Here is a 14512-nt window from a genome sequence, read left to right on the forward strand (position 1 = left end):
CTACGTGGACCCGCTCCACCTGCGCCTGTTCGACGAATACCGCATCGAGGCGCAAATCACCCCCTGGCCCCGGCCGCCGCACCGGCATGTGCGCCTGTCCGCGCAGCTCTACAACACCCCCGCTGACTACCAGGCCCTGGGTGACGCTTTGGAAGCGCTGCTGCGTTGAGTAGGCTGCCGCGCATGTCGCGCTTCGCCACCATCGACGTTGGAAGCAACTCCGTCCTCCTGCTCGTCGCGGAGCGCACCCCGGAGGGCCGCTTCGAGGCCGTGCGGGAGCGCGCGGAAATCACGCGCCTGGGCCGGGGCGTGGATGCGACGCGCAAGCTCTCCGCCGAAGGCCTGGAGGCGACGCTCCAGGTGCTGGAGTCCTTCGCCCGCGAGGCGCGCGAGCTGGGCGCGGAAGGCCTCGCCGTGTCCGCCACCAGCGCCGCGCGCGACGCGGAGAACGGCGCGGAGTTCCTCGCGGCGGCCAAGGCGCGCGCGGACGTGACGGTGGAAATCATCTCCGGCGCCATGGAGGCGGAGCTGTCCTTCGCCGCGGTGCACGCGGACTTCGCGGCGGACGCGACGGGCCCCCTGCTGGTGCTCGACATCGGCGGCGGCTCCACGGAGTTCATCTACGGCAACCGCGGCGGCCACGTGGACTTCCGCCACAGCTTCGACGTGGGCGCGGTGCGCATGACGGAGCGCTTCGTCCGCTCGGACCCGATGACCTCCGAGGACCGCGCGCGCGTCGAAGCCCACCTGCGCGACACCTTCCGCGCCCTCCCCGCCCCGCCGCCCGGCGCGGCCCTGGTGGGCGTGGCGGGCACGGTGACGACGCTGTACGCCGTGCAGCACGCCATCCACCCCTACGTCGCGGCGCAGGTCCACGGCGGCACGCTGTCCGTGGACGAGCTGTCCGCCCTGACGGACCGGCTGTGCGCCATGCCGCTGGAAGCGCGGCGCGCCCTGCCCGGCATGCAGCCCAAGCGCGCGGACGTCATCCCCGCGGGCGCCCTCATCCTGCTGGAGTCAGTGAAGGCGCTGGGACTGGAGGCCTGCCGAGTCAGTGACAAGGGCCTGCGCTGGGGCCTGCTCGCGCACCGCTTTGGAGCCGGAGCCACCTCTTCATGAACGCCCAACCCGTGGCCTCACCGGCCGCGTCCGCCGTGCCCGCCAGCAACGCGGGTTATGCGCTGTTCATCCTCACCCTCATCAACCTGGTCAACTACCTCGACCGCTACATCGTCGCGGTGGCGCTGCCGGGCATCCAGCAGGAATTCGGCATCAACGACACCCAGTCCGGCCTGCTGGGCACCATGTTCATCGTGGTGTTCATGCTGGCCTCGCCGCTGGGCGGGTTCCTCGGGGACCGCTACCCGCGGCGGCTGCTGGTGGCGGGGGGTGTGATTCTCTGGAGCCTGGCCACCGGGGCCAGCGGGCTGGCCACCTCGTTCGGCGCGTTGCTCCTGGCCCGCGCGGTGATTGGCATCGGCGAGGCCGGCTACGGCGCGGTGGCGCCCAGCATCATCTCCGACTTGTACCCGCGCACGCAGCGCACGCGGATGCTGGCGTTCTTCTACATCGCCATCCCCGTGGGCGCCGCCGCGGGCTACGGCCTGGGCGGGTGGCTGACGCAGGCGTACTCGTGGCACGTCGCCTTCTTCGCGGGGGGCGTGCCCGGGCTGATTCTGGGCGCCATGGCCTTCTTCATGCCGGAGCCCCAGCGCGGCGCCATGGACGGGCCGGACGCGCAGACGAAGATGCCCTTCATGGTGGGCCTGAAGGGGCTGGCGCGGAACTCGGCCTTCTGGGCGGTGACGGCCGGCTACACGCTGATGACCTTCTCCATTGGTGGCCTGGGCTTCTGGATGCCCACGTACCTGGTGCGCGAGCGCGGCATGGCGCAGGACAGCTCGGGCTTCATCTTCGGCGCGATTACGGCGGTGGCGGGCCTGCTGGGGACGGTGGCCGGCGGCTGGCTCGGCGACAAGCTGGACCGCAAGCGCGAGGGCGGCGGCCTGTGGATGTCCGGCATTGGCCTGATGCTGGCGGCCCCGTGCATGTACCTGGCGGTGAACCTGGAGGCCCTGGGCCCCACCTTCGCGGCCATTGCCCTGGCGCAGTTCCTCATCTTCCTCAACAGCGGCCCCATCAACGCGGCCATCGTCAACTGCGTGCCGCCCGCGTTCCGCGCCTTCGCCATGGGCCTGAATGTGCTGTGCATCCACCTGCTGGGTGACGCGATTTCGCCCGCGCTCATCGGCAACATCGCGGACGCCTCCAGCCTGCACACCGCCATCGCGGTGAACGCCCTGCCCGTGCTCCTCGGCGGCTTCGCGCTGCTGCTGGGCGCCCGGCTGTTCCGTGAAGCGGTGCCCCTCGCGCGTCAGGGCTGAGCGGCGGCGTCCAGCCTCGGCCGGTATTCGTCGGCCAGGCGCTCCATCTCCAAGGCCAGCCGCTCGCCCTCCGCGAGCAGCAGGCCCTTGAGGCGCGCGCGGTCGCCCAGCGTGAAGAACACGCGGATGTCACGCTGGAGCGACTCCCAGCGCTCGGCGAAGTAGAGGGTGAACAGCGCCAGCGGCGGCACGGCGAGGAAGACGGCCACGGCCAGCGGCGCGCTCCCCCACACCGCCGCCGCGGCCGTCAGCGCGCCCCACCACGCCAGCGCCACCACGAAGGCGGTGAGGAACTTCACCGTGGCCTGCACGTCCAGCTCGGCGTTGCGGCTGGCGAGCCGGGGCAGCTGGTAGGGCAGCCAGAACAGGCCCAGCCCCAGGGCGAACAGCGGCAGGCCCAGCACCAGCGCCAGCACGTTCTTCACCACGAAGGGCACCACGTTTCCCGGGCGGTACTCGAGCGCCAGGTCCTCCGGCCCCGCCGCCCGCACCAGCGCCATGCGGTGCCGGAAGGCGGCGAGCTGCGCGCGCAGGGACTCGAAGCGCTCCGGCTCCTGGGCGCGGAACAGCTGCACGCCGCGCGCCCACAGTCGAAGGCGCTCCGCGTCGAGCGCCCCCCCCTGCTTGAAGGCGAAGAGCTGCTCGGCCAGCTGCGCCAGCGGGAGGTCCGCCCACTGCTCCAGGTTGAGCGTCACCGCGCGCAGCCCGCTGGCGATGCGCTCGGTGAGCGCGCGGACGGCGTCGGGCTCCGCCGCGGCGTCCGCGGGCAGGAAGGCCTGCACGTCGATGGCGGGCCCCACGTCGATGAGCACCTCGCTGTGGAACACGTGCTTCTCCGCGTAGGTGAGCCCCACGGGGACGATGCGCACCGGGGCCCCCGCCTTCGCCGCGCTCAGGGCGATGCGCGCCGCGCCCGTCTTCAGCTCGGCGAGCCCGGGCTCGGAGTGGCTCTTTCCCTCGGGGAAGATGGTGATGGCGCGCCCCTGCACCAGCGCGCCCTTCGCGGCGTCCAGCGTGCCCTCGTTGCCGCCCATCTTCGCCGGGTCATCCTGCTTCCGGTACACCGGCAGCGCGTCCAATCCCTTCAACAGCCAGCCGATGACGGGCATCCGGAACAGCGGCGCCTTCGCCAGGAACGTCACCTTGCGCCGCGTGAGGATGAACACCAGCGCCGGGTCGATGAGACCGTTGGGATGATTGCCCACGAAGAGCACCGGGCCGTCCGGCTCCAGCGCCGGGGCATTCACCCTCACCCGGTAGAAGAGTCGGAGACACAGCGCCACCACCGCACGCACGCACGCGTAGAACACGGAGGGGACTGTACTCCACGTCTCAGGGATACCGGTCCACCACCTGGATGACGCCGGTGTTGTCCTGCACCACGGAGAAGCCCTTCATCGGGCTCGGGTAGGCAATCAGGCCCTCGCCGTCCCTGTCCCAGCGCGAATCCAGGAGGATGCCGCAGAAGGGCACCGACATCGCCCCGGACTCTGGCAGGAAGATGCGGTCATACCGGCCGAAGACGCGGTGCTTCGTCACGTACAGTCGGCCGCCGATGCGGGCGCCGGGGAGCTGCTGCGCTCCCTGCTCGCGCGGCAGCGCAATCACGAAGCTGTAGTTGTAGCGCGCCGGCCCCGGGTGGTCCTGGATGGCATCCACGATGACGGGGACCTTGTCCCCCGGCTTCAGGCCCAGGCGCTCCATCTGCAGCAAGGCGCCCCGGGGGCACGTCCCCTCCGGCGGCATCCACTTGGGCCGCGCCGGCCCCTGAGAGGACTCGGAGGTGGTCCGGCAGCCCGCCAGGAGCACGAGCCCTACCACCGTCCACCGCGGCCAGCGCATGCGCACCCTCGCCTCCCTCAGAACGTCCCGATGCTGAAGTGGAACTGCGTGGTGGCCTCGTTCACCGACTCGTCGGGGTCCAGGTTGAAGCCCACGTCGAAGGCCAGCGGGCCCACGGGCGTCACGTAGCGCAGGCCCGCGCCCGCCGTGTAGCGCAGCCGGCCCGGGTCGAACTGCGTCCGGTCCAGCCACAGGTTGCCCGCCTCGAAGAAGAGCCCCAGGTCCACGGAGGACAGGGCCGGCAGGCGCAGCTCCGCCTTGCCCAGGGTGAAGAGCTCGCCGCCCTGGCTCGCGGGGACCTGTCCGGCGAGCACGGCCTTCAGCTCGGCGGAGCACCCCGACGGCGAAATCAGCGCGCGGCAGTCACGCAGCCGCTGCTGCAACGCGCCGCGGACGTCCTCCGGCAGCACCCCGTCCTCACGGAAGCCGCGCAGACTGGACGAGCCGCCCAGGTAGAACAGCTTCGAGCCAATGGCCTGCGCCTGCTCCTCCAGCGGGATGATGGTGCCCGCGCGCGCGGACAGCGCCACGCTCGCCCGGCGTCCCAGGGGGATGTAGCCACTGAGGCTGCCCGACAGCTTCACGCCGTCGATGGGATACGCATCCACGCGGTTGCCCGCCACGTCCGTGGGCCGCACGCTCAAGCCGCGGGTGAACTCCGCGCTGGAGACGAACACCACGCCCCGGCGCGGGTTGGCCGGGTCGTCCCGGAAGTCGAGCGTGGCGGAGGGCCGCAGCGAGTGCAGCGCGAAGTCGCCGAATGGGTAGCGCAGCCGCTCGCGGTCGGCGCGGTTGAGCAGCTCCAGCACACCCGCGCGCGAGCGCAGCCGGTTGTTCTCCACTTCGTAGGACAGCGACAGGTTGAGCCACGTCGCCGCGGCCCAGTCCATGGCGGCCGCCGCCGCGAACCGCGAGGACACGTAGGAAGGCCGGTGCACACGCTCGCCGATGAGGTCCAGGCGGGCCCCCACCTGTAGCGGCAGCAGGAAGAACAGCCGGGGCTGCGCCAGCGCGAGGTTGCCCCGGCCCCCAAAGCCATTGAGCCCCTGGAGCTCCACGTCACAGCCCGGCGCGGGGCCGCCGCCGGTCACCGTCTGCTGACAGGCGATGCGCCGGTCCCGAGACAGCGCCTCCGCGCCCCAGCCCGCGTAGTTGATCTTCCCGCGCGCCAGCAGGCTGAGCCCCAGCCCGTCCAGGTTGCGGTAGGCCGTGTCGAGCGTGATGCGGGGACCATCCACCAGGAAGTAGCCGCCGGACACCTGGCCATCCAGCCGGGGCCGCTCCTGGACCGTCACCAGCACGTCCTTGGTGTCCTCGCGCCGGGTGGGGTCCGCCAGCGCGATGTCCACTTGCCGGAACACGCCCAGGCGCGCGAGCCGGCGCTGGCCCTCCGTCAGCTCATCCAGCGCGACGGGCTTGCCCTCCTCCACCGCGAGGTTGGCCAGCACCAGGTCCGGGTCCGTGCGCGTCAGGCCCTGCACCAGAATCCTGCCGACCTTCACCTGCGGGCCCGCGTCCGCGCGGAAGATGACGGTCGCCCGCGTCCCGTCCTCGCCCACGCCCGTCTCCGTGGTGACGCGCGCGAAGAGGTAGCCCTGCCGCCCCAGCTCCTGCTCCAGCGCCTGACGCGAGGACTCCACCGCGTCGAAGCTCAGCGGCGCGCCCTCGCGCATGCGCCGGCCCATGACCCAGGCCGTCAGGCCCGGCGGCACCCCCTCGAAGTCCACCTTCACCAGGCGCGCCTGGGGCCCCTCCTCCACGTCGAAGTCCGCGACCGCCGTGCGCCCCACCACGTCCACCGTCAGGCCCCGGAACGCCACCACCGCGGAGAGGAAGCCCTGCTCGCGGTAGGCCTCGTTCATGGCCTCCACGGCCTCCAGCCACGCGTCCTCCACGTACACGGTGGACGCCGGCGGCGGCGGCGCGACGCCCGGGAGCTCCGGGCCGTGGCGTCCCTCGGTGTTCAGCGGGTCGTCGAGCAGCCGCAGGTCCAGCTCCGGCCGCGTCATCCCCGCCTGCACCCGCTCCGCGAGCAACGCGCGCAGCGCCTCCACCGGTAGCCCGTGGTTGCCGTGGAAGCGCACGTCGGCCACGCGCAGCGGGTGCCCCTCCTCCACGTCGAACACCAGCGCCGCCACCTCGCCATCCGGGCGCAGCACCTCGCGGGGACGCACGCGCACGTCGTGGAAGCCGCGGTAGCGGTAGAAAACCTCCACGCGCCGCGCGAGCCGGCCGGCGACGACCTCGTCCATGGGCTCCGAGACGTCGTGCGCCAGCACGCGCTCCAGCACGTCCGGCGGGAAGTGACGGTTGCCGTGGAAGCGCACCATGTAACGAGGCCCCGCCATCAGGGGCACCGCCACCGACGCGAAGCTGCCCTCCACCAGCACCGCCGGCGCGCCCACCTGCGCGCGCCAGTAGCCCTCGCCGCGCAGCAGCGCGCGCAGCTCCTCCAGTGAGCTGGACAGGCGCGCCCGGTCGAACACCTGCCCCGGCCGCAGCGCCAGCACCTCCAGCAACCGGGACAGCGGCAGGCCGGGGCTGCCGGAGAAGGTCACCTGCCGCACCCGCGTGGGCAGCCCTTCGTCCACGGCGAGCACCACCGCGATGCCCTCCGTCACCGGCTCCTGCGTCACGGAGACTCTCGCCGAGTCGTACCCCTTGCGCTGATACGCCTGGAGCACGGACGACACCGCGCCCTGCAGCTCCTCCGCGTCCAGCGGCCCGCCCTCCAGCAGGCTGCTGGCCTCCAGCAGCTCCCCGTCCGACAGCACGGCGTTGCCTTCGAAGCGCAGCCGCGCCAGCCGCGCCACGGGCGTGAGCTGGAACATCAGCCGCACCCCGCCTCGCACCGGCTCCGTGCGCGCCACCACGTCCGTGAAGCGGCCCGTGGCCCACAGCCGCTCCACCGAGCGCCGCACCGCGCCCGGCGTCAGCGTCTGCCCCTTGCGCACCGCCACCAGGTCGCTCAGGCCCTGCGCGTCGGCGCCTCCGGGCAGGTGCAGCTCCACGGCCGTGACTTCGGCGCCGAAGCCCGTGCCGCCGTCCGCCTGCGCGCGCGCCGCGCCCGGCACGAGGGCGCAGAGCAGCAGCGCCACCAGCGCGACGGCGCGGGCTACTCGACCTCCCAGCTCAGCTTCAGCTCGAGCCCGAGGTTTCCAAACGAGGCTTCGTTGTTCTCGTTGTCCCACTGGGCCTGCGCGGAGAGTCGGTCATCGAAACGGTACTCGGCCCGCGCCCGCGTGCCGCGCCCGCTCACGGGTTGCGTCATACCGATTTTAAGCTGCTCGCTCAGGAACTTCGACTCCAGTTGCGCAGTGGGCTCCGCTTGCCGGGTGGCGTCGTTGTAGGTGGTCGAAATCTGCAGGGACAAATCCCTCAACACCGGATTGCTGGGCAGGAAGCGCTGGAGCTGCCGGTCCAGGCCCGACACGTTGAAGAGGGCCTCGGCCGCCAGGCCGGCGCTCGCCGAGGCCGCGGTATCCTGGTCTGACGAGGTAAACCCCAGGGTGAGCAGCGAGACGATGTCGCCCTCCACCAGCGCGGGCTCCGAGGAGAGCAGAATCTGGGGGTCCGCCGGCTTGCCGAAGGCGTGCAGCTTCACCACGAACTCACGCACCTGCGTCTGCGCCTGGACCTCGAAGACGGGGTCGATTTGCGTGGCGTCCTGGAACTCGAGCCGCCCCTGGCTGATGGTGAAGGGGTTGTTTCGGAAGAAGGCCTGGCTGCCCTCGGCCAGTTCCACCCGGCCCAGCAGCCCCGGCCGCAGGTCCGTCCCTGTCAGCCGCACGTCCCCCAGCAGGCGGGCCTTCGCCAGGTTGTTGTCCACGCGGACGTCGCCGAAGTGGACATTCACATCCCAGATGACCCAGGGCTTCGGAGGCTCACCGGACGCGGAGGAGGACGCGCCCGCCGCCAGGTGGGTGGTGCGCTTCTGCATCGTCTTCAGCAGCGCATCCACGTCCAGCGCCTTCTGGTAGCGCAACTTCACGATGTCCATGCCACCGGTGACGGTGAAGCCCTTGGGCGGACCAATCACCTGGAGCAGGCCGGAGAAGGTCGCGGGCAGGTCCTCCGTGAGCCGGTAGGGCACCTCGTCCAACTGGATGGTGAGCCCCAGCCGCTGCGGCAGGAAGCGCTCCAGCCGCACGTCGCCGCGCGCGGACACGCGGCCTTCATTGAGCTGGCCCTGCAGGTGCTCCACCAGCACGCGCTGGCCCGTCAGCTCCACGCGCCCGGCCATGTTGCGCACCTGGACGGGCCAGTCCCGCAGCGCCAGCCGCATGTCGAACAGCTCCGCGGTGCCCACCACGGAGGGCTTCTCCAGCGTCCCGGAGGCCTCGGCGTCCACGGTGACGCGCCCGGAGGAGCGCTCCACCATGGCGGGCATCAGCGACTCCAGCAGGCGCAAATCCAACCCGCCCCGCAGCGTCACATTCAGTCCGCGCGGGCTCATCCATCCGCCCAGCGACAGGTCCACGTGCTGCCCCGTGAAGCGGAAGGGCTGCACGTCCGTCCGCCCGGCCCCGTACGCCAGGACCATGGGGCCCGCGTTCTCCCCGCGCAGGTCGTCGCGGGAGAGGACCAGCCGCTCCACGGTGGCGTTCACCTGCGAGCCCGCGGGCTCCAGGAGCTGGCCCTTGGCGCTCATCGTGCCCGACAGGGCCCCGCTGACGCCCGCCCACAGCGGCGCGTCCGGCAGCAGCGGGCGAATCTCCGGAAGCGAGAACGAGCCCTGGGCTTCATAGGGCCAGTGCTCCTGCACCTTCATGCGGATGCGGCCGGTGGCGTCCCGGAAGGGGTGGCCCCACACCTCGAAGTTCTTCCCCACCATGCGCCCGGTGAGGTCCATGGCGCCCAGGTTCCGCTCGGCGAAGGTGACGCGCGGCGCGCGCAGCGTGACGTCCACCACCGGCACGTCGGCGGTGCCCGACACGACGCCGTCCATTGCCATGGTGCCCTGCATGCCCATGCGCTCGGCGAGCTCCGGGTCCACGGCTTCGGCCAGCGACAAGCCGTCCCCGCCGAAGCGGTAGTCCAGCCCCCCGTCGAACGTGAAGGTGCCCTCCGCCCAGGTGCGGCCCAGCGGCCCCATGAGCGTGGTGCGCTCCAGCACCATCGCCTTGCCATCCACGAAGCGCAGCCGGGCCGCGCCGTCGCCCATGCGCCGCCCCAGGTAGGTGGTGTCCTTGACGTCGAACGCCACCAGCCCCTCCAGCTTCTCCACGGGGCTGTCCACCTCCACGCGGCCGGTGGCCGTTCCACCCAGCGTGCCCTGCATCACCGCGAGCGACGGACTCAGGCCCGCCACCACGTCCACCAGGTCCTCGTTGCGGCCCTGCGGGACGTTCACCTCCAGGCGCAGGTTGAGCAGCCGCCCGAAGGACACGCCCGCCTTGCCGTAGTACTGCGTGCGCCCCTTCTGGCCGGAGAAGGCGGGGAACGTGAGCACGCTGTCCTGGTAGGCCAGCTTCCCCTGCATCACCCCCAGCGACAGGTTCCAGAACTCGAAGTCGCGGAAGGACAGGCCGGCCTCCACCTTCACGTCCGCCGCGGGGCCCGTCACCGCGTACGTGGCGTGGCCCCGTCCGGCCCAGGGCAGGCCCGCGATGTGGCCAAAGTCCGACAGGTCCACGTCGCCCTGCCCGTGGATGTCCAGGCCCAGCCCGCCCGCCAGCAGGAGCACGACGTCCCCCGTCACGCGCGAGTGGCCCACCTCCGCGTTGACGTGGCTGAAGGCCACGCGGTCCGCCTGGAGCTTCACCTGCGCCTGCGCGCGGGCCTTGTCGAACTCCAGAATCGTGAGCCCGTCCTTCGGCTGCGTGTCGAACGCATGCGTGGCCAGCACGAACTTCCCGGTCCGCAAGTCCATCGGGCCCGACAGGGAGAAGCGCGGCAGCAGGTTGCCGGACAGCCGGGCGTCCAGCGTGGCCGGGAAGTCCACCCAGGAGCCCTTCACGCCCGCCCGGTCCAGGATGCGGCCCAACGACGCGTCCTCCGTCGTCAGCGACACCTCCAGCGGGAGGTTCGGCGTGAGGCCCAGCCGCCCCGTCGCGCGCACCTTGCCCGCGCCCACCGGCAGCGTGAGCTCCTCCAGCCGGACGTCGTCACCCGAGTACGACAGGCGCGCCTGGAGGTTCGTCGGGCCGAAGTTCCCGTAACCCAGGCTGTTGCCCGACAGCTCCAGCGACACCGCGGGGGACGCCACCTTCCCAGCGATGGACACACGCGACCAGAGGTGCCCCGTCGCCGGGCTGGGAATCAGCCGCGCCTGGTACAGCGCGCGCAGCGGGAGGAACACCTGTGCGTCCAGGGCCAGCCGCGGCGCGCACAGCGAATCCACGCGGCCGGACACCGTGGTGGTGATGTCGTCCAGCGACACCTCGGCGCGCTCCAGCTCCAGCAGGGCCTCGTCCGGGTCCAGCGCGCCCGCGACCACGAGCTGCCCCAGCGCCAGCTCGCGTCCGTCCGGGCCCAGGCGAACCCGGCCGCGCCGGGCCTCCACGTCCAGCTCGATGACGCCCCACTGCTCGTCCCAGCGGACGTCCAGCTCGTCCACCTCCACGCGCCGGCCCTCGGGCAGCGCCAGGCGCAGCTCCGCGCCGGAGATGTCGAGCTTCGCAATGCGCAGGTGCTCGAGCGGCTCCAGGAAGCAGAAGTCGGACTTGGGCTCGGAGGGCGCGGAGGGCCGCGACAAATCCAGCGCCACGCGGGGCCGTGTCGCCTTCACCTGGGCCAGCGTCAGCCGCCCCTGAAAAGGCTGGAGGAAGCCGAGCTGCACCTCCGCCCTGTCCACGGCCACCAGCGGTGAGTCCGTGCCGGGGAGGAACAGCGAGAAGCCGTGCACCACCACGCGGGAGCCCAGCGGATCCAACTCGCAGCGGCCGAGCCCCACATCCAGGCCCAGCACATCCGGCAGGTGCCGGCGGCCCAGCGTGCAGGCCACCTCCCAGGTCTCCGGCATGCGCAACAGGAGCACGCTCCCCGACAAGACGAGGAGCACCAACAGCAGCGCCCTGCGCGCACCGTGGCGGCTCTGAGAGGACAAAGCCGCTACAGCTTACCCAGCCCTTCGAGGTAGCGGTCGATCTCCGCGAGGTCCACCTTGCTGCTCGCCGTCCTGGGGAGCGCCGACGCTGGAGCGCTCGGCCGCTCGGCTGCTTGCCCGGCGGGCGTGTTCACCCCGAGCAGGCCCAGGTTCTTCCCGATGCGATGCACCAGCTCCGCGGACACCGTCTGCTCGCGCGCGAGGAAGGCCTCGAAGAGCGCGTTGTCGCACAGGGTGTTGATGACGCGGGGCGAGCCGGACGAGTGCTCGTGCACGGCCAGCAGCGCCTCCGGGCTGAAGGGCATGCGCGGGCAGCCCGCGAGCCGGAGGCGGTGCTTGACGTAGGCCTCGGTCGACTCGGCGGTGAAGGGCTCCAGCCGGTAGCGCATGGCCACGCGCTGCGCGAGCGGCGCGTCCAGCTTCAGGTTCTTTTCGATTTCCGGCAGGCCGAAGAAGACGAAGGAGATGAGCTTGCGCTCCGGCACTTCCAGGTTGAGCAGCCCCCGGAACTCCTCCATCAGCTCGCGCGTCTCCAGCATCTGCGCCTCGTCGATGAGGACGACGGCCTTCTTGCCGGACTCGTAGATTTGTAGCAGCCGCTGGTAGAGCTGCGACAGCAGCGCCAGCTTCTCCTGCGCCGGATTCTCCACGCCCAGCTGCAGCGCGATGCGGCGCAGCAGCCAGTTGGCGGTGATGCCGGAGTGGATGATGACGAGCAGCGCGGCCTCGTACTCGGACTCCGGAAGCGAGTCGAGCATGCGGCGGGCCAGCGTCGTCTTTCCCGCGCCAATGTCACCGACGAGGATGGACAGGCCCTTCATGTAGCTCACCGCGTGCATCAGCCGGGTGAGCGCCTGCGAGTGCTGCGCCGAGTTGTAATAGAAGCGGCTGACGGGAGCGTTGGAGAAGGGCTCCTGGGTCAGCTCGAAGAAGTCCAGGTACGTAGTCATGGGCTCGCCGGACCTCGCGGGGTGCAACTACAGGTAGCCGACCTTGCGCGCCTTGGACGCGCCAGCCGCTGGTATCGGAGTGGTGGGCGCCGCGGCCCCCGCGGGTGCGGGCGGACTGCTGGTGGCCTTGGCCCCATTGCCAGAAGGCGTCGGGAGCGGATCCTCCACCGGCTCCACGGAAGCCGCAAGCCGGGACACATGCCCGGCGACCTCCCGGTACTTCCCGTCCATCGCGGCCACGCGCTGGTAGTGGAAGAGCGCCTTGCCCGCGTCCCCCTGGGCCTCGTAGGCCGTCGCCAGCTCGAAGCCGAGCGCCTTGGCCGCCTCGCCGGTGGCGTGGGGGTTGGCCAGGCCCTCGCGGAAGACCTCCACGGCCGCCGCCGCGTCGCCGCGCAGCAGCTGGAGCATGCCCATCATGGTGATGCAGTCCAGCTCGCGCTTGCCGCCCGCGCTGCCCTGGCGGGCCACGTCGAACTCGTGGAGCGCGTCGTCGAGCAAGCCCATTTCCTTGTACGCGATGCCCAGGTCGTAGTGCGTGTCCACGTCCTCGGGCTTCACCACCTTGGCCAGGCTCTTCTTGAACTCGGAGAAGACCTCCTCCACCGAGTACTGGAAGTCCTCTTCCGCCGGCAGCGAGGTGGCCCCGGCGTCGTCGCCGAGGTTGTCGATTTCCCCGGCCAGCTCCGCCGCGAGGTCGAACGCGTCACGCTCGCCCGTGGTCGCCTCGGCCTCCTCGTAGCCGTCCGTGACGGGCTGCACGCTCGGGATATGCGCCGGCTCCGCGGGCGCGTCCTCATGCTCCGCGCCGCCGCCCGCCTCCGCCGCTTCCAGCCGCTCCATCAGCTCGGCTGCGCGCGCGTGGCCCGGGAAGGCAATCATCACCGTCTCGAGAATCTCGCGCGCCTCTTCCAGCAGGCCCTGGTCGAGGAAGAACGACGCCTCGTCGCACTCCTCCGCCGCGGGCTCTTCTTCTTCATCGGCGGCCTCGACTTCGGGCTCGGGTTCTGGTTCCGGCTCGGGCTCGACCGCGGGCTCCTCGTAGGTGACCGGCTCGGACAGCGCGTCCGCGGGCTCCTCGTAGGCGACCGGCTCGGCCAGCTCGTCCGCGGCCAGGTCCGGCACGTCCTCCACGAAGGGCTCGTCGTCCACGGCCACGACGGCGTGCGAGGCCGTGGGCTCCTCGAACTCCAGCGGGTCACCCAGCGCCGGGGCCCCGAACGGGTCCTCGTCCAGGTCGGCGGCCGTCAACGGCGCGGCCCCCACGCGCGTGGGCACATCCTCCAGGTCCAGCGGCGGGGGCGCCTCGTCGTCCAGCGAGGGCACGTCCAGTGAGTCCAGCGTGGGAACCTGGAGCGTGTCCGGCGAGGCCTCGTCGAGCAGCGCCTGCGTGGGCGCGTGCATCTGCGTGGGCGGCGGCTCGTCGTCGTCCCCGAGCGACAGCGCCTCCATGGACGTGGCTTCGCCGTCGTCCACCAGCGACTCGTCGTCGAGCGAGTACGCCGCCGCTGCCGCCAGGTCATCATCGCTGGAGGCGACGAGCGGCTCGTCGTCGGTGACGCTGAGGCCCGGCTCGTCGGTCAGCGCGAACCGGTCGTCATCCGTCACCAGCGTCTCGTCCACTGACGCCGCCGCCAGGTCCTCTGGGTCTGGCGCGCCGTACACCTCGAACTCGCCCGAGGTGATGGCCTCGCCCACCAGCGCTTCCTCGCTGATGACGGTGGAGTCGCTGTCCTCCTCGATGACCTCGTCGGAGTCGCTCGAGGGCAGCGTGGTCAGCGCCAGCTCGTCACCGGGCGGGTGCAGGAGCGCGTCTTCCGGCGGCGGCGCGACGAGAATCTCGTCGTCGCTGGAGTCCACCAGGATGGCGTCCTCGCCCACCGACTCCACCACGGACACCGGCGGCGCAGCGACCACGGGCCCCGTCGTGCGCAGCACGGACAGGAACGCGGGCACCTCGGGATGGGCGGGGTTCTCCTGGAGGATGGTGGCCAGGTACGGCTGCGCGCGCTGCACGTCCGCCGTGCGCGTGCACAGGCGGAGCACGTTCAGCAGCTGCTCCGACGCCTGGGCCATGTTCCCGGACGCGACGTAGATTTGATACGCCTTCTCATGGGCGTCGAGGTTCTCCGGCTCGACGGAGAAGACCTTGCGCAGGTGCTCCAGCGCTTTGTCGTGGAGCCCGTACTTGACGTAGACGTCCGTCTCCGTGAGCAGCTTGGCGAGCTGCTCGCGCCCCATCCCCGCTGGAGCGGGAGGCGCCACGGGCGCCGGCGCGGGCGCTGCCGCCG

Annotated in this window: 8 protein-coding genes; 2 read left to right on the forward strand and 6 right to left on the reverse strand. The window is 71.6% G+C overall.

What is annotated here, in order from left to right:
• Positions 1-183 precede the first annotated feature (183 nt).
• Together G4D87_RS19875 and G4D87_RS19880 are read left to right on the forward strand one after the other, a co-directional pair.
• Entirely contained in the window at positions 184-1119 is a 936-nt protein-coding gene (locus G4D87_RS19875; protein ID WP_163783638.1) for a Ppx/GppA phosphatase family protein, read from the forward strand.
• Entirely contained in the window at positions 1116-2384 is a 1269-nt protein-coding gene (locus G4D87_RS19880; RefSeq protein WP_163783639.1) for a spinster family MFS transporter, read from the forward strand. Before G4D87_RS19875 ends, G4D87_RS19880 begins: the two co-directional genes overlap by 4 nt.
• Here the strand turns inward: G4D87_RS19880 and G4D87_RS19885 are convergent.
• The 6 genes from G4D87_RS19885 to G4D87_RS19910 all read right to left on the reverse strand — a co-directional run.
• Positions 2375-3694, reverse strand: a complete 1320-nt coding sequence (locus G4D87_RS19885) for a lysophospholipid acyltransferase family protein (RefSeq protein WP_163783640.1) — start codon at positions 3692-3694, stop codon at positions 2375-2377. The genes G4D87_RS19880 and G4D87_RS19885 overlap by 10 nt on opposite strands.
• A gap of 22 nt (positions 3695-3716) precedes the next feature.
• Complete coding sequence (locus G4D87_RS19890) at positions 3717-4226, reverse strand: hypothetical protein (RefSeq protein ID WP_163783641.1); 510 nt, start codon at positions 4224-4226, stop codon at positions 3717-3719.
• A 17-nt stretch (positions 4227-4243) separates the two neighbouring features.
• Positions 4244-7327: a POTRA domain-containing protein gene (locus G4D87_RS19895; RefSeq protein ID WP_163783645.1), complete on the reverse strand. Its 3084-nt coding sequence runs from the start codon at positions 7325-7327 to the stop codon at positions 4244-4246.
• 14 nt (positions 7328-7341) lie between these two features.
• Positions 7342-11274 (reverse strand): translocation/assembly module TamB domain-containing protein, encoded by a 3933-nt coding sequence (locus tag G4D87_RS19900; protein ID WP_163783642.1) that lies wholly within the window; start codon positions 11272-11274, stop codon positions 7342-7344.
• A 5-nt stretch (positions 11275-11279) separates the two neighbouring features.
• On the reverse strand, positions 11280-12224 hold the full coding sequence (locus G4D87_RS19905) for an ExeA family protein (RefSeq protein ID WP_163783643.1): 945 nt from the start codon (positions 12222-12224) through the stop codon (positions 11280-11282).
• Positions 12225-12251: 27 nt separating this feature from the next.
• A partial coding sequence (locus G4D87_RS19910; RefSeq protein WP_163783644.1) for a tetratricopeptide repeat protein occupies positions 12252-14512 on the reverse strand: 2261 nt, incomplete at its 5' end.

The sequence above is a fragment of the Myxococcus vastator genome (assembly GCF_010894475.1).
GTDB lineage: Bacteria > Myxococcota > Myxococcia > Myxococcales > Myxococcaceae > Myxococcus > Myxococcus vastator.